The organism is Flavobacterium sp. KY-23415 (genome assembly GCF_055384985.1).
In genome coordinates, this window is the sequence record NZ_AP044001.1 from 1473513 (window position 1) to 1497463 (window position 23951).

Genomic DNA, 23951 nt, shown 5'->3' on the forward strand with positions numbered 1-23951 from the left:
GATATCTTTTAATTGTAATATTTTTTACTTATAAAATTTCACTGATTTAATTATTGACTCCAGCTCGAAAACTAGGTCTCTTTTTGCTTTAGTTGGATTATAGGTAAAACCTTCTAAAATTAAAAATCTATTGTTTTTTTCATCTTTAATAGCATAATTAATAAACGGACCTGCCATAAAATCATTTTTAAGGTACCAGTTCCCTTTTGTTTCGTAGGCTTTTCTTCCAGCAATTTTAGAATTAAAGAAATAAGGAGAATACGCTTCTTCTGTTACCATCCAAGTGTCATTTAAAGTTCCGTGTATGAACTGTTTACCAATAGAGTCTCTTAATTTTACAACATTACTAGCAACATTAGAATCATTTTCGATGATATTCATTGGAACTTCATAAATTAATATGCTATTATATCCAGTTGAGAATTCTTTTCTAATCCAAAGGAATTTATCTTTAACCATGTCATATTTATAACCATGCCCAATTGTCAAACCAATACCAAATCTATCTTTAACTTTCTTATCATCAACTACAGATTTCCTAAGACGCACTTGGTTTTCAATGATTTCCGAATCTTTAATAGTTTTAATAATTTCGTTTGCGCGTTTTTCTAAACTTAACAAAATTTCTTCTTGATTTTTGCCAACTACATAAAACACATTTTGAGGTTTAGCAAATTCATCTTTTTTATAACTGAACCCAGACTTATCAGACTTTTGAACAATAATAATATTCCTGCTTTTTCTAACAATACCATCAAAAATTTTTGTAGGATATTGATTAAGATTAAACATTGGCTCTTCATTTAAAAGTCCATCTACAGGGGCTGCAAATTTTTTTCTAATAGAATCTCCAATTTCACCATTCCATAAATTTTCATCTATAATAATAGAAACATTATTAATCAATCCATTAGATTCAGTTAGAACAGCTTTGTTCTCTTCACTATTCTCTTTACACGAAATAAGAAGCAGTAAGCTAAAAAAAGTAATACATATTTTTTTCATAAAAATAATTTTTTATCCATTTATGTTTAGTGTCATTCCTGGTTTTATATTATTACCACTAATATCGTTCCATTTTTTAATGTCTTCAGCAGAAATTCCAGGAAATTTTTTAGCAATGGTATATAATGAATCACCCTTCTTCACCTTATACACCTGATTAGTAACGTTTTTAGCGTTATATTTACTTGATGTAGTGGACACTTTAACATTGTAATAAATTTTTAATTTTTTTCCTGCAATAATGTTATTACCTCTTATCCTATTCCATTTTCTTAAATTGGATACAGATACACCATATTTTTGAGCTATCGAACCAAGACTTTCTCCTTTTCTAATCTTATGATATTTAACATTTTCCACATAGGAACTTGGAGTAGAAAGATTATCCTCAAAATTCGTTTTTTCCTTTTTAGAATCTAAATAATCAATATAGGCATATACTTTTTCTTCATTTGAAACAAATAATCCAATTTTATCCTTTGGAAGTCTAAGAAAATGCATTTTGTCTTGTTGGTAAGGGATAATATTCAGCTTATAAATTGGATTTAAAAACTCAATTTGATCAACAGGAACATCTAACAAATCTGAAATATCCTTAAATGACATTCTTTTTTTAACAACAATAGTATCGGTTTCGAAATAGGTTAAATTAGCTTTTCTTGGTTCTAATTTATGCTCTTTTTGAAATTCATAAATATACATGGTAGCTAAAAAAGCTGGTACATAATTAGCTGTTTCTCTTGGAAGATTTTTTCTAATATTCCAATAATTTTGGCTTCCTCCAGATCTCCTTATGGCTTTAGATACATTACCAGGACCCGCATTATATGAAGCTAAAACCATGCTCCAATCGCCAAAAATTTTATATAAACTAGATAAATATTGACATGCAGCCTCAGTCGCTTTTAAAGGGTCATATCTTTCGTCAACATAAGAATTAACTTCAAGGTTAAACTGCTTACCTGTAGGATACATAAATTGCCATAAACCAGATGCTCCAACTCTAGATTTTGCTTTAGGATTTAAAGCAGATTCAACAATTGCAAGATATTTAATTTCTAGAGGCACATCATATTTAGCAAGATGTTCCTCAAACATTGGAAAATAATATTCAGATATAGCCATTAACCTCTCGAAAGAAGTTTTTCTTCTTTTCAAAAAAGATTTAATAACATTTTCTAATACAGGATTATATTCGATATGAAACGGTGATTTACTATTTAAAATCTCTAGCCTCTCTTTAAGTAATTCGGTAGATAATTCATAAGTAACTGTTGAATCAATATCAATTTCACTTATATCTTCATATATTTCTTGGAATATTTCTTCGTTTGCTAACTCTGCCAACCAACGCTCATCTATACAATTACTAGTCTTATGATCAGTAAAAGTAACTTTTATTGAATCTAAGAAAGATACTTTATTCTCAGATAAATCAACATTAGTTACCTCTTCTTGAGCAAAAAGACAAGTAAAAGATAAAAAAGCGATTATTATTTTTAATTTATGCATTGTATTCTCTATGGGTTAATAAACAAATCATTTTTTTTAGTCATTCAAAATTGCTTCAATTCCAGGCAATACTCTACCTTCTAACATTTCTAACATAGCACCACCACCTGTTGAAACATAACTCATTTTCTCTTCTAAACCAAACTGTTTAACAGCTGCAACACTGTCTCCGCCACCAACTAAAGAAAAAGCACCATTTTTAGTTGCCTTAGCAATAGACTCACCAAGTGCTATTGTTCCCTTAGCAAAAGATTCCATTTCAAAAACTCCTAATGGACCATTCCAAAGAATTGTTTTAGAATTACATAACAAAGTATCAAAAATAGCTAAAGATTTTGGACCAGCATCTAAACCTTGCCAACCATCAGGAATTGTATTCACATCAAAAACTTGAGTATTAGCATCATTAGAAAATGAATCAGCACCAATAACATCAACGGGTAAGTGAATTTGAACCCCTTTTTCTTTAGCTTTCTTTAAAATTTCAATTGCTAAATCTAACTTATCGTCTTCACATATTGAGTTACCAATTTTTCCTCCAAGTGCCTTTGTAAAAGTAAATGTCATACCTCCACCGATAATCAAATGATTAACCTTGTCAAGAATATTTTCGATTACAGTAATTTTTGAAGAAACTTTACTACCGCCTAAAATTGCAGTGACTGGCTTCTCCGAATTAGAAAGTACTTTATTAATACTTTCAATTTCTTTTGCTAACAAGAAACCAAAACATTTATTATTTGGAAAAAATTGTGCAATAATAGTTGTTGAAGCATGTGCCCTATGAGCAGTACCAAATGCATCATTAACATATATATCACCTAATTTCGCTAATTTTTCAGCAAAGTTAATATCTCCTTTTTCTTCTTCTGTATAAAAACGTAAATTTTCTAATAGTAATATCTCACCATTTTTTAAGTTCACTAATTCGTTCTCAACACCAATAGAATCATTAATAAACTTTACAGACCTATTTAATTTGTTTTCAACAGCTGAAACGATATGTTTTAGTGAAAATTTATTTTCAATTCCTTTCGGACGTCCTAAATGACTCATTAATATAACACTACCTCCATCATTGAGAATTTTATCAATAGTAGGTCTTGCTGCTTCAATTCTTGTAGTATCTGTAACATTAAAATTTTCATCTAATGGCACATTGAAATCTACTCTTATTATTGCTCTTTTATTATTAAAATTAAAGTCATTTAGTGTTTTCATCAAATCAATCTTGTTTTAATTATTAAAGTTTACTCCAACCAGCATATTAACCAGTAAAAGTAAACTTTAATAGTATTTGTTATATATAAAAAATTGTTAATAAACTATTCTATTTTGAGTACAAGGACAATTACTCAAACTTTGAAGGAAATCAAAACCTAATGTAATCATGTGGGTTCCTGAATTATAACCTAAAAGTTCATTAGTATTAATTTGGTATGAGTATCCAAAATAGAAATTACTTTTTCTCAAACCAACCATTGGACCAACAGTAACAGGAGTCATTGATTGTTCATTCAAAAAACGAGCTGTTGCTCCAATCCAGTAATAATCTTCATAAACATGTTTTTTAAACTTTAAGTTTAAATCTGTAGTAGAACGACCATCACTTTGAAAATATTGGAATAATGCAGAAGGTTCAATTTCAAAAGTAGATCCGCTATTTCTCAACTTACCTCCAACATATACCTGATGGTTTAATAATAAATCCGGCTCAAGAACATTTACCTCTTTTATGTTTTTGTCTAGAATATTTGAAGCGTTATAACTCAAGTAAAAATCTTTATTTCTATATAAAAAACCTATGTCGAAATTATAATTTTGATTAGCTCTATTATCTACAACAGATGGATCTAATTGATTCGTAAAATTATCTATATCAATTCTAAAATGGTTCAAATTGAAAGATAAACCTAAAGATAAATATTGTTCTGAATCATAGTCTAGAATAAGATGTTGTGCAAAAGAAAATTTAGCACCATATTGACGTGTGTTACCATTTTTATCATTATAAAAATAGGCTCCAACACCCGATCTATCAGCAATCCTAAAATCTACAGCAAGTGACTGGTTAATTGGTGAATCCTTAATACCTACCCATTGAGTTAATCCATTTAAGCGAATTCTAGCGTTATCACCTATTCCGGCAAAGGTTGGAGACATTGAGAATGGATTATCAGCTAAATACTGTGTTTGTTGAGGTATTGTTAACTCTTGTGCTTGCAATTGACCCAGACAACAAAGTATTAAAAATAATGCTACCTTTTTCATTTTATTTTTTTTATAATTTAATACTAAGCCTATAAAATATAGGCTTAGTATTTTTTACTATTATCTATATAATGTTATATTACCGATAAACTCTCTATCGTCTGTTTCACCATTCAATTTCAAGACATACCAATAATCACCAGATGGTAATTCATTTCCATTATAGGTACCATCCCATGATTCTCCAGGACGCAGCGTTTTAATTTTTCTACTATATCTATCGAAAATATAAGTCACCGCTTTAGGGAAATTATCTAAATATTGCGGGCTCCAACCGTCATTTGTTCCATCACCATCAGGAGTAAAGAAATTATCAATTTCAATATCATAGAACGTCATTGGTATTTGAGCAGTGTCTGTACAACCCAGTGCATCTGTTACTGTTACTGTATAAACATCAGTTTGATTTACTAAATAACTAGTATTTGTACCTGTATAAAGAAGTGTTCCAGCACTATTCCAGATTTGATATTCGTAAGCAGGTTGTCCACCTGTAGTTGACATCGTAAATGTGTTTAACGTTCCTGGTCCTGCTAATGTTAAAACAAGTTCATTGGCTAAATCAATAGTAAAGTTTATTACTTGTTGACAAGTATTTGCATGTGTAATGGTTACAAAATGATTACCTTCTGACAAACTAAAGAATTGATTACTTGACTGATCTGCACCACCATCTAAACTGAACATTAAATCTGTAGCCGGAATAAGTGTATTATAATTTACTGTTATGTTTGCATTTGGTAAATCATTCAAACAAGCATAATCAATAACCACATTACCTTGAATATCCTGACCTGGATTGAAATCATAAGAGAATTCAAAAATACAACCATTTGCATCTGTCGCCATAAAGTCATATGAACCGTGAGCTAAATTAGTAAATACAAAATTACCATTTAAAGATGTCAAAGTAGTTAACCCATTTGTAGCAGTATAACCAACAGTAGGTGTTGTTGTTCCTCCTGTAATTGTGAAATCTATGAATGCAGTATTATCATTTAAACAAACTTCATGTTCTACATCATTTAAAGTTAAGTCGAATACTGGAGGTGCCGTAATTGAAAACGTTAATGGCGCTAAAGAACAACCATTTTCGTCTTGAACATAAACTGTATATGTACCTACACCTAAATTATTAAATACTCCAGAATTAACAGTCTCATTCGGTGCTGATGATATTGAATACTGGATAGTACCAGTTCCACCAGAAGCAATAACTGTTATATTACCATCAACAGCCTCATTAGGACATGTAATGTTTGTAGAAGTAGCACTAACTAAAACTAAAGGATTAGGATTAGTAATTGTAAATGATGTTGAAGTACTGCTGCAATCTCCACTAGTCACTTGCACCGTATATGTCCCTGCGGGAACATTTGTGAAAACGCCAGCAGAATTTTGAATAGCACCATTATTAGGGATTAATGTATATACATAATTACCCAATCCGTTTGTTGCAGTAGCAGTAATAGTTGTAGTATTACCCGAACATAATATCATTGCATCTGTTGTATCCACAGTTACAGAGACAGGAATAACAGGCTCAACAATAATTTGAACAAAATCTTCAAAACAATTGTTAGCATCCATTACATAGTAACTATAAGTTCCAGCAGGAACATTTGTAAATGTAACATTATTAACAAATGTATTTGGATATGGTCCTCCAGGTGTTGTACCATAAGAATATGGACCAGTACCACCAGAAGCAGATAATACAATTGTTGCACCTGTAGTACAAGTTGGAGTAACAGTCATATTTATCGCAGCCTGAACATTTTCTGTTGGCTCATCAATAATTACACTTGTTGTTGTAAATGAACAATTAAATGAATCAGTAATACTTACCGTATAGTTTCCAGCTCCAACATTTGTAAATATATTACTTGTTTGAGGTCCGGATGATTCATTGTTTATTGTGTTAGTCAAAGTATATAAATATCCACTTCCAAAACCACCTGTTGTTCCGTTTACTGTAATTGTAGCATTTGTATCTCCTATACAATCTAACATTGTTGTAGATGCACTTATAGTAGCAGAAATAGGAGTTGGTATAGTAAGAGTAACATCTGTTGTTTCAATACATCCTCTAATATCTCTAACATTAACAGTATAAGTACCCGCAGCCAAATCTGTAAAAGTAGCTTGCGAAGACCAATCTACTAATATTGCACCTTGAACTAATTGGTATTCATAAGGTCCTCCCCATCCATGACTTCCAACTGCCGAGATACTTCCATCATTTCCTGGTACACAAGAAATTGGTGTAATAGTTGTAGCCAATGCAAGAGCTGTAGTTGGTTGCATTATTGTAAAGTTAGTTATTGCAGGACAAAATGGACTTCCAACAAGAGTTGTTTGAAGTTGATAGGTTCCGCTTGCCAAGCCATTAACTGTGAATGGTCCAGCATCTGAACTTGAACCTGTACTAACAACAGCATTCGTTACAGTATTAATAATCGTGTAATTAAATGCACCTGCATCATTAGTTGGTACAATATTTTGATCTACAAAAGTAAAACTTACACTTCCATCTGCACCACCAAAACATGTCACATTATTATTAACAGTTGCGTTAACAACAAAAGTGTTAGGGCTAAATACATAGTGTATTGTTTGTACACTACATCCTGTAGTTGCATTCTCAACAGTAATTTGGTAGTTCCCAACTGTTAATCCAGAAAAATTAGGATTATTTGTTTGTGTTACATTATAAGGATTTCCAATACCTACTACAGTATAATTTAATGTAGTTGGCACTCCACCCGTTGTTGTAATATTAATTGTAATATCTTCAGTATTTGTACAAGTAATTGGTGTTGTCACCGTAACTGTAGGGTTTGAAATACTTATAAACGGATTAATAGTTACAGTTGTTGTTTCAAAACATCCATTATTATCATAAACATTTATTGTATAAGTTCCACCAAGTACATTAGCTTCAGTATAAGTATTATTACTACCCGATTGAAGAACGTTGTTTGATGCATCTAAAAACTCATAGTTAACATACGTTCCTGATCCACCTGTTACACCATTCACTTCTATCGTTGCATTATTTACAGTATTTGAACCAGCATTACAAGCGAATTCCGTAACTACTGGTGTTGGAATAACAATTGGAGTGGCTTCACCAACTATAACTGTTTGTGTAGTGACACAATTTCTTCCAGATGTAACTTGAACATCATAACTTCCAGCAGATAATCCTGAAAACACATTTGAAGATTGTGGTACAAATGTTACTGGACCAGAAGTAATAGCATACATATAAACTGGGTCTGTATTTGTACCTGTTAAGTTTACTGTAATTGTACCATCACTACCTAAATTACAAGTAGCATCAGTAACGGCAGTATTGAATGTTGGAGCCGAAGGCTGAACTAATGTTATTGAACTATTTATTGAACAATTTGTTATGTTATCAGTTACCGTCACTGTGTATGTTCCTGCAGCAACATTTGAAAACACATTATTAGTTAGCGTAATTCCAGTATTTGGAGTTATCGTATATGTGTAATTAGTTGAACCAGAACCACCAGAAGCATTAACTGTTATTACTCCATCTGTTGCACCACAATCTAACGTTGCAGCTAATGTAGATAAAAGTGTATTGTTTAAAGGAGGTAATATTGTAATTGTTTCAGTCTCTGTACAACCATTAACATCTCTTATTATCACTGTATGTGTTCCTGCATTTAAATTAGTCAATTGGAATGAAAAAGCAGCATTTTCAGTATAAGAAGTAAAAGCAGCACCATCAACACTATAAGTAAATGGAGCAATACCTACTGTATTATCTCTTGTTACTGTTACAATATAATTTCCATCTGTAGCATTACATAACGTAGTAGCGTCTAAAGCTAATGAAATATTAGGGCTACTATCTGTTGGTACAACAACAGGAGTTGCAGATTGAATACAACCATTGGCATCCATTATATAAACATCATAATTACCACCTTCAACATTAAATACATTTGAAGATTGACCAGCCCAAGTAGCTTGAGTTGGTGCTGGACCACCAGCTGTAACAATTTGATATGAATATGGAGGTGTTCCATTTGAACCCGTTACTGCAATTTGACCCGCATTTACATTACAATTATCGTTTTTAACAACTGTAGCATTCACTGAAAGTAAAACCGCTGATTCAGAAATTGTAAATATTGCTGATGTTTGCGTACAAGCAGTATTTGGTCCATCATTTTCTGTAAATAATATGAAATAATCACCCGGAGGTAAAGAACCAAAATTGTTTACTGTAAAAGGTGTTCCAGTTAAACCAGTAGTAGTACCAGTTGTAACTGGTACAAAAGGAACTGCATTAAGTGCTACATATATTTGATATGACACACTCGTTCCAGAGTAACCATCTACTGTAAATGAAACACTTCCATCATTTGCTCCAGTACATGTTACGTTATTTGGATCTATAGTAGATGTGATAACAGAAGGAGTTGGTATTGGACCAGGTGCAGTTTGAAAATAATAACAATTTGTACCAGAATCGTAAACAATAAAACTATATGTTACACCAGGAATTAAATTAATAAAAGTTGAGCATAACCCTGTTGGATCTGAAGCATCTGCTGCCTGATATTCTGGACCAGGATACGTTGGATAACCAGGTAAAGTAGGTGATAAATCTTCATAAATTGCAAAATAATATGGTCCACCAATAACAGACGTATTTACACATACACGAACAGTACCACCAGCAGTACAATCTGTAGTTGCAGCACTAATATCAATATTTAAACTATTTGGTGGGGAAGCAATTCTTATATCTGAATTTATAGACTCACAACCATTTGCGTCAACTATTTTTACGGTATATACACCAAAGTTTAAAATATTAAATACATGATCTTCACTAGATACAGCAGAATAACTTGTTGTAAATGTTCCAGTACTATTAGATACTATATAAGTAAAAGGAGGAGTACCTCCTGTGACATTTGTTACAGTAATTGTACCAGGTTCTGTTCCAGAAGCACCACATTGAATATTTGTTGCAGGGCTTAAAAAACTAATTGGATCTGGTTGAGATAAAGTAATGTTAGCAGTATTAGTACAAGAATTTGCATCAGTAACTGTAACCGTATAATCACCTGCTGTTAACCCAGAAGTCTGAGTTCCGTAATTATTTCCAGTTGTTGTATTTACAATGTTTATAACATATGGTCCTTGACCTCCAGAAGGAGTTACAGAAATAGCAGCATTACTATCACCATTACATCTATTAAAAGCTGTTTGTACTAAAACTGGAGGATTTAAAACAGGTAAAGGAGCTATAGGAACATGTGTTTCCCTTGCTGCACGACAATTATTTGCATCGTTAACATAGAAAATATATGTTCCAGGATTCGAGGTAATATAATTAAAATTATTACCTGTAATATTAACTGCTGAAGACAGTGGACCACCATTATAACGAACTTGGTAAGTGTATGGAGGGTAACCGCCACTAATTGTAAAATCTATTATAGCTTCTGGAGAAGACGAACAATCCAATTGTTTTATAATATTAGCATCCCATGTAAAGAATGGAGCAATTGTTACTGTAGGCATTGTAAAAGTACAACCATAAGAATCTCTAACAACAATTGTATAGTTACCAGGAGTAAGATTTGTAAAAATGTGATTTGTTGCAAAATTTCCATTAACAAAAACCCCATTATTAAGGCTATATTGATATGGACCAACGCCTCCACTTGTAGTAACTCCAATTGATGCAGCATCAATACCGTCATAACAAAAATCTGATGCATTTGTTACTACTGCCGTAGGTGCCGTAGGTGTAGGGATATTAATTGCTACATTAATTGGATCTGAACAATTAAAAGCATCTCTAACACGAACAATATAATTACCTGGAGCTAAATTTGAAAAAACATTATTTGCTTGATAAGGCACTAAAATAACCGCCGCATTATTCTCTAATTGATATTGATAATTTGGAGTACCACCAGAAGCAGATGCTGTAATTACACCTCCATTTAAACATGTAGCTGGAGAAGTTAAAACTGCACTAGCATTTACAGCGGTAGGTTGAAAAATATTTCTAGTAATCGGGAAAGAACATGTTGTTCCATTCAAATCATAAGCAATTACTAAATTATATGTACCCGCTCCTAAACCTGTAATAGTATAAGGAGAAGTAGTAACTAAATTAAATGGGCCTGCTGCACCATTTAATGAATAATAATATCCTGTTGGTGCATAATTTTGAGCTGCAATAACTATTTTCCCATCAGTACTTCCATTACAAGAAGTATTGGTACTACTTGTTACTTGAGCCGAAAAAGCGGCGTTACAATCTACGTGAATTGGATATTTCACTTCAGTAATACAAGAAATTGGCTCTTGAAATACATTTAAATCATCAATAACTACATCATTTCCACTTGTAGCAGTATTATTTGATCTTATTACAAATGCTAAACTTGAATTTGCACCTGGATTAAGTGTTAAAATATAATTTTGCCAAGTTTCTGTTTTTGGAACATCACCTGTATCTTGAGAAGCTATTATGGTTTCAGTTGCTAAACCTAAGTCTTTTACTAATTGAATAGTTAGGTTTGGATTAAACTGTGTATTTCCAATAACCAATAAATTCATTGCCCAAATTGATGCTTGAACAGGTTGGTTTGGAATTATATCATTAATTTGTTTGCTGTATAAAATTCCTCCAACACCTGCTGTACCACCAATGTTAACACATAAAAATCTACCATTTGGATTTGTACCGTTTGAAGTATGATCTCGTGCATCTACCCATGCTCCAAACCTTGGATTAATTCTTCTTGTTACTGCATAATCACCATCGTTAATTTGAATACTTCCATTACATTGTGTTGCTACAACTTGTCTTTCAAAACAATATGCTGGATTAATTCCTGGAGAAGTTGTATTTGCACCTTCACCAAAATCTTCAAATAATAAATTACTATAAGTTGGTACTGCCAAGCTTTCATATTGAACAGTAATCTCGTGAGTACCACAAGGAACATTAGTAAAAACGTTATTATCTGGAGGTGTATTTAGATTTCCATTTAATAAATAAGTATAAGCAAAATTACCTCCATTATTATTAACAGTAACAGTAGTTGTTGCCGTTCCATCACAATTATAATCAGGAGCGGCTACAGATATTGTTGGATCTGTAGGAGCAGGATCTATAGTAACTGTAGTACAGAATGTACAATCATTTGAATCTTTTATACACACTGTGTGTGTGCCTGGCATTAAATAGGCTTCATTTGTTGCAACCCAAGTTGAACCTCCATCAAAACTATATTCATATCCTGGTACACCACCTTGAGGGTTTGTTATTCTCACTTTTCCTTCTCCAGATGGGCCACAACCTGCTAACTCAGAAACTCCTGCTGAAGCTGTTAATGCTTGGGCGGGTTCTGTTATAGTTATAGTCTGAACTGAAGTTGAACAAACAGCAGTGCCTAAAGTGTATCTTACAATAGTTTGATATGTTCCAGCAATTAAATTAGAAAAAATTGGATTTGTACTAAAGTTACCGCCATTATCTATACTATATTCTAAGGTATAACCATTAGTATTTGTAACATTAAATGCTATTTGTCCTGTAGCTTCACCATAACATAATATATTTGTTTGTGAAATAGTAAAAACTGGTTGAGGAATACTATTTATGGTTAAAGAAGTCGTTGCTGTACAGTTATTTGAATCGGTTACAGTAAATGTATATGTACCTGGTGTAGTAATTGTAAAATTTGGTAATGATTGAAATCCAGGAGTTCCACTAATCTCATAAGAAACATAAGGAAGAGTTCCTCCCGAAGGATAAACCGTTATTTCACCATCCTCACAAGTTAAAGGTGTAGTTACTGCAGCAGTAAGCGTTAATAAAGGAGGATCTATAATGGTTACAGTTTCAGAATAAGAACATCCATCAGTTGTTGAAACATTAATTCTATAAGTTCCAGCATTTAGATTAGGGAATGTGTAATCATTAGGATTAATTGGACCTGCACTATTCACTAAGGTAGCTCCTTGAAACAATTGATATGTATATTGAGGCTCAACATTATTCACTTGCACTCTAATACTACCTTGACCACCATTACACAATGGGTCAGTTACAATCACATCGACATTAAAATCTCTATCTAGTATTTGGATGTTAGGAACATCAAAAATACAATTTCCAACTCCACCTCCAATTTGTTGAATATATACTGTATGAGAACCAGCTGAAACATTGTTGAAGAAATTTGAAGATTGCCAATCTGATGTATTATCTAAACTAAACTCATATCCTGCAGGCACTCCATTTACAGTAATTGTACCTGGTGTTGAACAAATAATATCTGTAGCAGTTACTGTAGGAGTAAATAAATTTTTATAAACATTAAAATAGTATGTTCTAAAACATCCATTTTGGAATGTAATTGTTACTCTATATTGACCTGCATTTACAGCATTAAAATTTGGACCGTTAGGACCTGCTGAATTCCATGTACAAGTATTAGATGTATTCGGGCAACTTGTATTTGTAACTGCTGTACAACTTCCTTCGTCTAGTACTTCCCATATTATAGAAGTAGCATTTAAAATATTTGTCTGAATCAATTGAGAATCATTTGCTCCACATAAATAAATCTTTGGAAGGTCTGAACCATCATTAGGACAAACATCTACTTGATCTGCATAAGGTATTACTGGATTTGGTACAACACCATTAAAATCTACAACATTAAATATTTCAGTAATTGACAAACAAGGTGCAGGTGCTGTATTTACAACACTATATGTACCAGTTGCTGTAACTGTATAAGATTGATTTGTTGCCCCTGCAATAGCATTTGCTGCTGTAGGAGGAGAACCATTATGCCACTGATATGAGGTATAACCATTACCAGCAGTTAAAGTTACACTACTACCACACAATACTTCTTCTCTTTGATAGATACAATCATCAATATCTGCAATGAAGTTTGTTGTTCCAGGAGATATAATTAAACAAGAATTAATTCCAGAAGCACTTGGCTGTTGATTTTCGACAACGTTTCCAGAATTTAAACTACTATAGGTTTTATATGCTTGATTTGTTATTTCATTTGAACAAGCATCTCTTAGATCATTACACGATTCTACAACTTTAACTTTTATTCTTATCTGATAATTAGCACCACCTTGCGTTACTAAGTTATCTGGAATATTAAATGTAATTGTATTAGAAGGAAGCCCAGAAAAAGTATAAGTAACCCCAGGAGGTAATACTAAATCTGAAGGTAAAAAAGTGACATTTAAAGGCAACTGATCGGTAATTGTGAAATTTGTTGCCCCATCATTCCCAATGTTTTGGAAGTTTAGCTCATAGAATAATTCTTGACCAAGAGCAATCGTTTGATTACCTACATCATTATTTGCTAAATCACGTACAATTTTAATTAAATTAATTTGAGGCTGAATAACTTCAATAGAAAAAGCATTAAGAAAATATAAATAGGCATCACCAGTAGAAAGTAGACTTATTGTCGCACTAGTTGCATTATTACCTATAATAGAATTTCCAGGATTAGGAATATTAATTATTCCAGAATCGTAACCTAGAGTATTACTACTATTAGGTACTCTATCAGTGAAAGCACCTGAAATAGTATTAATCGTACTGTTGAAAAAATTACTAGCAGGTCTTAAAGGAGTAGACATATTGACCCCATTAATTCTTAGCCTATCGCCAGTTAGCCCCCTATCACCTTCAATTGCAGCAAAAGCTAATTGTGCTCTAACGGGTCCAACAGGTATGGAAGTAAAACCAGAAATTGGAATATTTAATGTAGTAGTACCACTAATTGATGAATACCCATCAAAAAGAGTAATATTTTTAGCTGTAGCTAACGGATCTTCATAGACCACAAAAAGTGACCAACCACCTGCAACTGCAGAACCTAATCCACATTTTACATCTGCTACTGTATAAGTTCCATTTGCATCTGCTAATCCTTGGAGCATTGTTGTAACATCAAAATAGGCTACATAATTTCTTATCCCAGAAATTGGATACGGTGTATCTTGAATAACAGTACCAGTTAAGTCGCTATATGTACTACTTCCGGGTAGTTTAAATTTTACATTTCCAAAATTACTAAATCCTTGATTGGTATAATACAAGCCGCCCCAATATAACATTGCATATTTGATTTGATAACATGAAGCATTTGCAACAGGAATCGTCAAATTTGCAGATGAAGAATTAAATGTTGCAGCATCACTATCTATATCAATATTTTGCATATCTACACCTGAAGTACCATTGTCATCAGAACCATTATATGGAACATTTGGCCCATCAGTCGAAGTACTTCGATTCAAAATGTTATTCCCAATAAGAAGCATATCTCCTTTAATCTTAGTATTATATCTAGAATTAAATGGTACATAATTTTGAGAAAATAGATTAATACTTACCATACAAATGACGGCAAATAGTAATTTTTTTAGTTGAGTATTTTTATATTCCATAGCTAATGTGTTTTAAGACCTTTAAAAGTAATAAAAATTTATTTAATTAGTAACACTTTTTATTTATTCAACCTTTACAATAGACATTCTTTTGTTATACGATTTAGTTCCTCTTGCTTGTAATCCTTTCATTGCCGCAGGTAACTCATCGAATCTATCGATATATACATAGTACGTTGCGTCATAAATATTATAGAATAGCGTTACACTAGTGCCTCCTCCTGCTACAACTTGTCTTACAAAAGCATCTCTTTCTGGAATACTTTTAAATTTACCTAAAACTAGATAAAAACCAGAGGCAACTCCATTCAGTTTTTTAATGATTGAAATATCATTTGACACTTCTTCTTCTTGTCCTGTTACATTTGAAGTTGAAGTATTGGTAGATTGACTCGTACTGTTTTTAATTTGTTCTAAAGATCTTTGATCTTCTTCGATTCTTCCAACTTCATTAACGTATTCAGCACGTTTAATTCGTTTTAACCTTTCTTCCTCTTTATCGGCAATTACCTTTTTAATTCTTTCATCGGCAATTTTTTCAAATTGAAGATATTGTTGTTTCTTATTTTTAAGATCTGCAATTACAGTATCATAATATTTATTAAGTTCTCTAGCATCTTCATCACTAACACCATTCTTTTTCAATTCATCTAATCTTCTTCTATTTGCACTTTCAAAATCGACAATTAAATCATCAAATACTTTCTTATTAGCAGCAATCTCGTTCTTAATTGCATTCAATTGCGCATTTTGTTGTGAAGTACTCACGAATTTTTGAGGTCCAGCTTTAAAATTAGGATCATTTTCAGAAATATATGCTTGTAGATCAAGCTCTCTAACTTTCACAATTGAATCTAGTCTCTTTATTAAATTGTCAGAGTTTTTAGTTTTTTGCGCTATCTCTCTTTTATAATTATCTAAAACTTTATTGGATACATTCAATTTAGTCTCAATGCTTAATACTTTTTCTTCAATTGATTGATTTGATTTTACAGCTTCTTTAGCTAATCTCTCTTTCTCTGCCTGTGCTTTCAATGCAGCTTCTCTAGCCAATCTGTCTTTTTCAGCTTGTGCTTCTGCAGCTTCTTTCGCTAATCTCTCTTTCTCCGCCTGTGCTCTCAATGCAGCTTCTCTAGCCAATCTGTCTTTTTCAGCTTGTGCTTCTGCTGCTTCTTTTGCCAATCTCTCTTTCTCTGCCTGTGCTTTCAATGCAGCTTCTCTAGCCAATCTATCTTTTTCAGCTTGTGCTTCTGCAGCTTCTTTAGCTAATCTCTCTTTCTCTGCCTGTGCTTTCAATGCAGCTTCTCTAGCCAATCTATCTTTTTCAGCTTGTGCTTCTGCAGCTTCTTTTGCCAATCTCTCTTTCTCTGCCTGTGCTTTCAATGCAGCTTCTCTAGCCAATCTATCTTTTTCAGCTTGTGCTTCTGCAGCTTCTTTTGCCAATCTGTCTTTTTCAGCTTGAGCTCTTTCCGCTGCTTCTTTTGCCAATCTGTCTTTTTCAGCTTGTGCTTCTGCTGCTTCTTTTGCCAATCTGTCTTTTTCAGCTTGAGCTCTTTCCGCTGCTTCTTTTGCCAATCTGTCTTTTTCAGCTTGAGCTCTTTCCGCTGCTTCTTTCGCTAATCTGTCTTTTTCAGCTTGAGCTCTTTCTGCTGCTTCTTTCGCTAGTCTATCTTTCTCAGCTTGTGCTCTTTCTGCTGCTTCTTTTGCCAATCTATCTTTCTCAGCTTGTGCTCTTTCTGCTGCTTCTTTTGCTAATCTGTCTTTTTCAGCTTGAGCTCTTTCTGCTGCTTCTTTTGCTAATCTATCTTTCTCAGCTTGTGCTCTTTCTGCTGCTTCTTTCGCCAATCTATCTTTCTCAGCTTTTGATTTTGCAGCTTCAATTGCTAATCTATCTCTTTCAGCTTGTGCTTTTGCTTCAGCTGCCTCTTTTGCTAATCTATCTTTTTCCGCCTGCGCTCTTTCTGCAGCTTCCTTAGCTAATCTATCTTTCTCCGCCTGCGCTCTTTCTGCAGCTTCTTTCGCTAGTCTATCTTTCTCAGCTTTGTCTGCATTATTTTGCTCTTCAATTTTTGTTTTATTATCTAACAAAGCTTTAGCTTTAGCATCTGCCGCTTCTTTAGCTAATCTAACTTTCTCTTCTTTAGCAAGTTTTGCTTCTTCTCTTTGTAATCTTAATTCTTCTAATCTATCCTTTCTTGCTTGTTCTTTATCTAATTTATCTGCTAGATCAGTTGAATTATCTTTTTTAGGTGATTGACCATTTGCTTTTGTAGCTGTTTTTTCTCTTAATTTTTGCGCTCTTTTAATAAAATTATAAGAATCACTATACTCTCTGAAACTATATGAAAGAGAAAATTCATGACTAGACCCAAAAAATAATGAATTATTTAATGACAAATTATATGAATAACCAATAAAAAATTTCTTAGATACAGCAATACCAACTCCTGCATTAGCTCCTCTAATAGTATTATAACCTACTTCTAACCAACCTAAATCTCTTTGATCAATTAAAATATTTCCAGAAATAGCAGTACCATCTTTTCTATTATCTAATTGAATCATAGTTGAAAGATTACTACCGTCAAGAATATTATAAAAACTACTAATTTCTTTTGTGTACATTAAATGACCAGAAAATGAACTTGAATTATTTTCTTGTACAGACTCGCTTGTAGTTAAATTATATGAAATAATATTATTGGCAGAAATTCCAATATCAAAATTATTCAATTGTAAATTTATTCCTGGTTTTACACTAATTAATGTAGTTGCAGTTAAATCACTAAATAATGGTTCAGTAGTTTCTGTTATAGCTCTATTTGTATCTAAATTACTACTTGAAAAATATGCATTTACTCCAAATGTTAAATTCGATTCATTTTCCATTGGTACATTCAAAGCATAATTCAATAACCCTCCATTATTTTTTAATAAACCTATTGATTGAGAATAAACTCCAATTCCAAATCTAGATTCATTACTTAATCGACCTTGATAATTTAAAAAATATAATACAGGTGAATCCTCAAATTTTACCCATTGTCTTTTATTTGCTAAATTTATAGAAGGTGCAATTTCTCTTGCGTAACTAAAGGCAGGGTTAATCAGAAATCTATTTAATTTGATCGAGTTATTCAATGAAACATCAAAAGATGAGTAAGCATTTTCCTGTGAAAACACTACAATTGATAACATCGATAAAATTAGTCCTAGGTATAAATTTTTCAATTGGTTAATATAGTTTTATTTGATGATAGTTAATATTCCCTCTTTAATTAATTGATTTTCTTTAGTTAATTTAAAATAAAAAAATGCTTTTGATTGAAAAATTTCATTAGTGTCTTCTGGCCAATTATTCTGATAATTGTCAGTTACATAAATTTGTTTTCCAGCCGAATTATAAATTTCTAAACTTAAATTATTTGAACTTATTAATTCAAATGGGACTTTGAATTTATCATTAAAACCGTCGTCGTTTGGGCTTATTAAATTGGGAATTTGATCGACATCTGGTCCTATAACTTGAAGAATTAATTCTTTTACAATAATACAACCTACAGTTTGAGTAACTTTGACTTTATACTCTCCTGTTTGAGTAATTGTTAGTGTGCTATTTGTTTCACCTGTTAATATATTATCATTTAAAAACCATTGATAAGCAGGCGTATTTGCATCTGTTGTTACAGAAGCAACTACTGAACCTCCTATAGGAAGTTCATAAGGAGAATTGAGATCTAAAGATGCATTAAAGGATATTGCATTCAATACATATGGTTGCGATTCTGCGATACAAGAACCATTATCAACTGAAGCATAGTATGAACCAGCAACTAATGCATTATGAGTATTTGATGTTTCTCCATTAATTAATTCCCCGTTTAAATACCAAGCTATTGTATAGGCAGGATTATTGGTTACATTCAAAGATAATAATACGCCATTTCCTTCACAAATTGTATTTGTGACTGGATTTGTTGTTATAATAACAGAATTATTCCCTGCTTCCGTAACTGTGACTATTCTTGATTTTGAAAAAGAAGATCCTGAACACTGACCATAGTCTGTTTGTACATAATATTCTCCAGGTGACGAAACCGAAAGAGATGTACCAGTAGCAATAGGTTGGAATACTGCACCTACTTTTTTAAACCATGTATATGTTAAATTTGGATAGAATAAAGGAGATGAATTTGTTCCAGAATCAAAAATTGATAACGTATAACTAGACCCTGTACAATAAGAAACATTATCTACACCAACAGCATTATTCAATTTTATTTCTTGATTATGGCTCATAAAATAAGCATCAAAAGCTATAGATTTAGCACTAGTAGCCATTGGTGCAGTAGATCTTATTCTCAATTTATAACCCGTCCCAGCCACTGCACTATTAAGTGTAAAAGTCATGTTAAAAACATTTGTTGTCCCTACTTGTGTTGTATTACTTGTTAAAACAATAGGTGTAACAAAATCATCATTAGAAATTTCTAAAATGAATTGATTTCCAGCCTGTATACCTGAGGGTGAAAAAACTTGAAATTCTAAATTATGGATAGTGTTAATTGTTTGACTCTGACATAAGTATGTAAAATCAAAAGTAGGTACACCAATTACTATACTAGATGCTTTATCATTGAGCACCAAGTCGTTATTCTCAGCCTTAATTTTAGGTAGAAAAATTAATGATAGTACTACTAAATTCTTTAAAATTCTACTTAACATAATCCATTAACTTATTAGGTTCTAGCAATTTCTTTATAACAACTAAACTGTTAATATTAAAACATAACGTTTATAATATTAACAGTTAAAATATCATACAATATTAGTAGCTTAATTTATACTTCCGATTTTAAGTCTAAAATCAGGAGTTCTTTGATTGTTAGCATCTACAAATAAGTCTTCAGATTTTGTTTTGTCGTATCTATTAGCAAAACTTGGTTGTGCATAATAGAATTCTAAATCGTCGTTTGAAACACCACCAACTTCAGAAACAATATTCTTTTTACAGTTATTTATAAAAATTCTTTGTAATTTAATTTTAGATAAATTTGGATCTGAAATTTCTATATCTGAATTCAATAATAATGCTGAGTCAAAACCTGAAACAATACTGTTTTTGAAAGAGAACATACATTCTTTATTTATATATATAGCCTCTTTAATTAATCCATCTGTAGTAGATTTTCCATCGACTTCATTCACAATTGTAAAATTATTCATTGAAACATTTGTAGAAGCTTTAGTTAAATCTGTCATATCTTTGTTATCGAATGACTTAATAGTAACTGCTCTAAAGTTTGTGCTACCAGAAAAGAAAGGATTTCTTAATACAAGTCCATTTTCAAGATTAGCAACTGCCCCTTGAGTAAAGTAGAAATCACTACTACTTGATCTGAAAGAAACTAATTTTTTAGCTTTAGGATTACCACCCACAACTTTGAAAGAGTTACCACTTGACATACTTACTTGAACAGACTCAATTATTGTTGCATTACCAACACCAATTAAAGAAAGTGCATCATATACAGCATATCTGTCTTTACCTCTACCTGCAAATTCAATTCTTACATTTTTCAATGATCCTGAATTATCTGTAGCCACATCACCACCACCCACTCTAAAATTACTTGGAATTTCGCTTTCAATTCTTGCTATATTTCCATAAGTGTTAATTGGTGCATTTCCAAGAATAATAATTCCACCCCAATCTCCAGCCTTTCTCTCATTTACAGGTTTATCCGATGTAAAAACAATAGGATTAACCACTTCACCATCAGCAATTATTTTAGATCCTTTAGTTATGATTATTGCACTATACTCACTTGAGCTTGCTCTAATAATGGTACCAGGCTCAATTGTTAATTTTGCATTATTGGTTACATAAACTTCACCTACAAGATTATAAGTTTCCAGATTCGTTAATGTGATATCTGAAGATATATTTCCTGTTAAGATTTTTGTTGTTTGAGGATATTCTCTGCCTACTGGATTGAAAGAAGACCATCCATTTAACCAATTACTTCTCCCTACAATTCCCCAGTCATCTTGCTGAGCCTGTAGAGTTAGCCCTGTAAGAACTAATACAATTAATACGATAGTTTTTTTCATAACTTTAAAATTTTATTTATTCAACCATTATTCTACTTGTACTCTATGAACAAGCTTTAATACTTCTTCATAAAATAAAATTGCTTTTATAATATTACTCGTATCAGAGTACGGCAATATTCCTGTTAAAAATTGTTCATTATTCTTTAGAAAATTTTCTCTATTTTCTCCCTCAGCTTCTAATGCTTTAACGTTTTCCTTAGAAGTTGGTATACCTAAATCTGTGAATGTAACACCTGATTTATTTGTTACTCCAAAATATTGAATAACACTGAACAATATCTTCACTCTTTCTAGATACAAAGGCATCAATTGTCCCTTTGTCATAGATTCTAGTTCTTTTCTATCATGGTAAGTTCCAATACCCCTGATATCAATAACAACTTTCTGATCCTTTTGTGCTAATCCATCAATTGATGATAGCATAAATAATGCAATAATGCATACGTAAAATTTTCTCATAATAAAATTTGTTAATTTTCAGTAAATAGGCAAACCAAATACAAATATATGTAATAAAATCTTTTAACAAAACTTTTTAATAAAAATGTTGATAAAAATTTTAAAAAAACTTTTTTTAATTCTGTTTTTAATTCTATAATTAGTTTGCAAAAACACTCTTTTAATACTCAATATATTGATTTACTGATATACATTCAAAATGCGTGCCAAAAAATTTAATATTCTGAAAACAGTAATGAATTAACCATTTTAATTCCAAAAAAAATAAAAAAAATTAACATTACAAGTTGTTTACAATGAATTATTTATAGATTAAATGCAAAAAAAATAGATTATCGTCATTTTTATATTTTCATAAAGTTACGAAATTTTTCTTGTTTTTACTATTTTTTTTCAATTTTAACATCAGTATATTTTATCTGTTTTTTTTCTAAAAAAAATATTTTCTCAAAATTCAATTGTTAATAACTTTATTATCAGGATTATATCTGAATAGGAATTAATCTAATTTTTAAATTAATTAAGAGTCGTATATTTGCTCATGCTTTTTAAAAACATTTTAGGACAAGAACATATTAAAAACCACTTTATAAAAAGTGTTAGTTTAGGTAGAATACCTCATGCTCAATTATTTGTAGGACCAGAAGGTTGTGGAACACTTCCTTTAGCAATTGCCTATGCCCAATATATTTTATGTTCCAATAGTCATGGTGAAAATGACAATGGGAATAGTGCATGCAATCTTAAATTTGAAAATTATTCTCATCCTGATTTGCATTTTGTTTATCCTGTTGCCACTAATGAAAACGTAAAATCACATCCTGTTAGTTCAAATTTTATTGTACAATGGAGAGCTTTTCTAAAAGAAAATCCCTATGGCAGTTTATTTGATTGGTATAAATATATTGGCATTCAAAACAAGCAAGGTCAAATAGGAGTAGATGAAGCAAGTGAAATTAATAAGGCCTTATCTTTAAAAGCCTATGAAGGTGGCTATAAAGTGATGATTATTTGGATGGCAGAAAGAATGAATACTGCCGCATCGAATAAATTACTAAAACTTTTAGAAGAACCCCCTTCTAAAACAATTTTTATTCTTATTACTGAATCTTTAGATGATATACTACAAACCATAATTTCAAGATGTCAAATTATTGATTTTATTGGACTAAGTGAAGATAAAATTGCTCAAGGTTTAATAGCTAGAGAAAACAGTGATGAAAAAACAGCTTTAAAGATTGCACATCAAAGTGAAGGAAATTATAATAAAGCTTTACATCTTTTAAGAAATGATGAAAATGAATTTCCTTTTGAATCTTGGTTTATTCAATGGGTGAGGAGTGCCTTCAAAGCTAAAGGCAATGCTGCTGCAATTCAAGATTTAATAAGTTGGAGTGAAACTATTGCAGGATTGGGTAGGGAAGTGCAAAAACAATTTTTACATTATTGTATTCATTTTTTTAGACAAGCTTTACTTTCTAATTATCAAGCAACTAAACTAGTTTATTTTGAACCAACTGAAGCTAATTTTAGTTTAGAAAAATTTGCACCATTTGTAGATGGTACTAATATTAATGCTATTTTTAACGAATTAGAAACTGCTATTTATCATATTGAAAGAAATGGTAATAGCAAAATTATTCTTACTGATTTATCTATAAAACTAACACGTTTAATCCATAAAAAATAAAATTATGACACAAGCAACTCCTATTTTATTGTTAATGTTACTAAGTGTAACTTTTTTACAATCTGGCTACGACAAAATTAAAGATTGGAAAGGAAATGTTTCATGGCTTAAAAGTCATTTTGCACAAACTTTTTTAGCAAAACAAGTACCTATAGCTTTATTTATTATTTTGATTTTAGAAATATTTTCTGGAGTGCTTTGCGTATCTGGAATTATTGAATTATTTACTAAAACATCTAGTTTAGTAGCCTATTACGGTGCCATACTATCCTGTTTAACTTTAATTTTTCTTTTATTTGGACAAAGAATTGCTAAAGATTATGATGGTGCTAGAACTATAGTAATCTATTTTATTCCTGCAATTATTGCCGTTTATTTATTGAGTTAA

At 31.6% G+C, this 23951-nt stretch carries 11 protein-coding genes; 2 read left to right on the forward strand and 9 right to left on the reverse strand.

Features of this window, described 5'->3' with window-relative positions:
* Positions 1–24 precede the first annotated feature (24 nt).
* The 9 genes from ACZ49Z_RS06610 to ACZ49Z_RS06650 form a co-directional block, all read right to left on the reverse strand.
* Complete coding sequence (locus ACZ49Z_RS06610) at positions 25–1005, reverse strand: DUF4837 family protein (protein ID WP_464307393.1); 981 nt, start codon at positions 1003–1005, stop codon at positions 25–27.
* Between the two features lie 12 nt (positions 1006–1017).
* Positions 1018–2517, reverse strand: a complete 1500-nt coding sequence (locus ACZ49Z_RS06615) for a lytic transglycosylase domain-containing protein (RefSeq protein ID WP_464307394.1) — start codon at positions 2515–2517, stop codon at positions 1018–1020.
* Between the two features lie 36 nt (positions 2518–2553).
* Positions 2554–3738, reverse strand: coding sequence for a phosphoglycerate kinase (locus ACZ49Z_RS06620; protein ID WP_464307395.1), 1185 nt, complete (start codon positions 3736–3738; stop codon positions 2554–2556).
* A 96-nt stretch (positions 3739–3834) separates the two neighbouring features.
* Complete coding sequence (locus ACZ49Z_RS06625; protein WP_464307396.1) at positions 3835–4788, reverse strand: PorP/SprF family type IX secretion system membrane protein; 954 nt, start codon at positions 4786–4788, stop codon at positions 3835–3837.
* A 60-nt stretch (positions 4789–4848) separates the two neighbouring features.
* Complete coding sequence (locus ACZ49Z_RS06630; RefSeq protein WP_464307397.1) at positions 4849–15297, reverse strand: T9SS type B sorting domain-containing protein; 10449 nt, start codon at positions 15295–15297, stop codon at positions 4849–4851.
* 63 nt (positions 15298–15360) lie between these two features.
* On the reverse strand, positions 15361–18528 hold the full coding sequence (locus tag ACZ49Z_RS06635; RefSeq protein WP_464307398.1) for a PorP/SprF family type IX secretion system membrane protein: 3168 nt from the start codon (positions 18526–18528) through the stop codon (positions 15361–15363).
* A 15-nt stretch (positions 18529–18543) separates the two neighbouring features.
* Complete coding sequence (locus ACZ49Z_RS06640; RefSeq protein ID WP_464307399.1) at positions 18544–20022, reverse strand: T9SS type B sorting domain-containing protein; 1479 nt, start codon at positions 20020–20022, stop codon at positions 18544–18546.
* Positions 20023–20133: 111 nt separating this feature from the next.
* Positions 20134–21411: a hypothetical protein gene (locus ACZ49Z_RS06645; protein WP_464307400.1), complete on the reverse strand. Its 1278-nt coding sequence runs from the start codon at positions 21409–21411 to the stop codon at positions 20134–20136.
* Between the two features lie 27 nt (positions 21412–21438).
* Positions 21439–21873 carry a hypothetical protein gene (locus ACZ49Z_RS06650; RefSeq protein WP_464307401.1) on the reverse strand — a complete coding sequence of 145 codons (435 nt, stop codon included), beginning with the start codon at positions 21871–21873 and terminating at the stop codon, positions 21439–21441.
* A gap of 541 nt (positions 21874–22414) precedes the next feature.
* On the opposite strand from ACZ49Z_RS06650, the gene ACZ49Z_RS06655 reads away from it, so the two are divergent.
* Positions 22415–23563, forward strand: coding sequence for a DNA polymerase III subunit (locus tag ACZ49Z_RS06655; RefSeq protein WP_464307402.1), 1149 nt, complete (start codon positions 22415–22417; stop codon positions 23561–23563).
* A gap of 4 nt (positions 23564–23567) precedes the next feature.
* A complete protein-coding gene (locus ACZ49Z_RS06660; protein WP_464307403.1) occupies positions 23568–23951 on the forward strand; it encodes a DoxX family protein in 384 nt (127 codons plus the stop codon).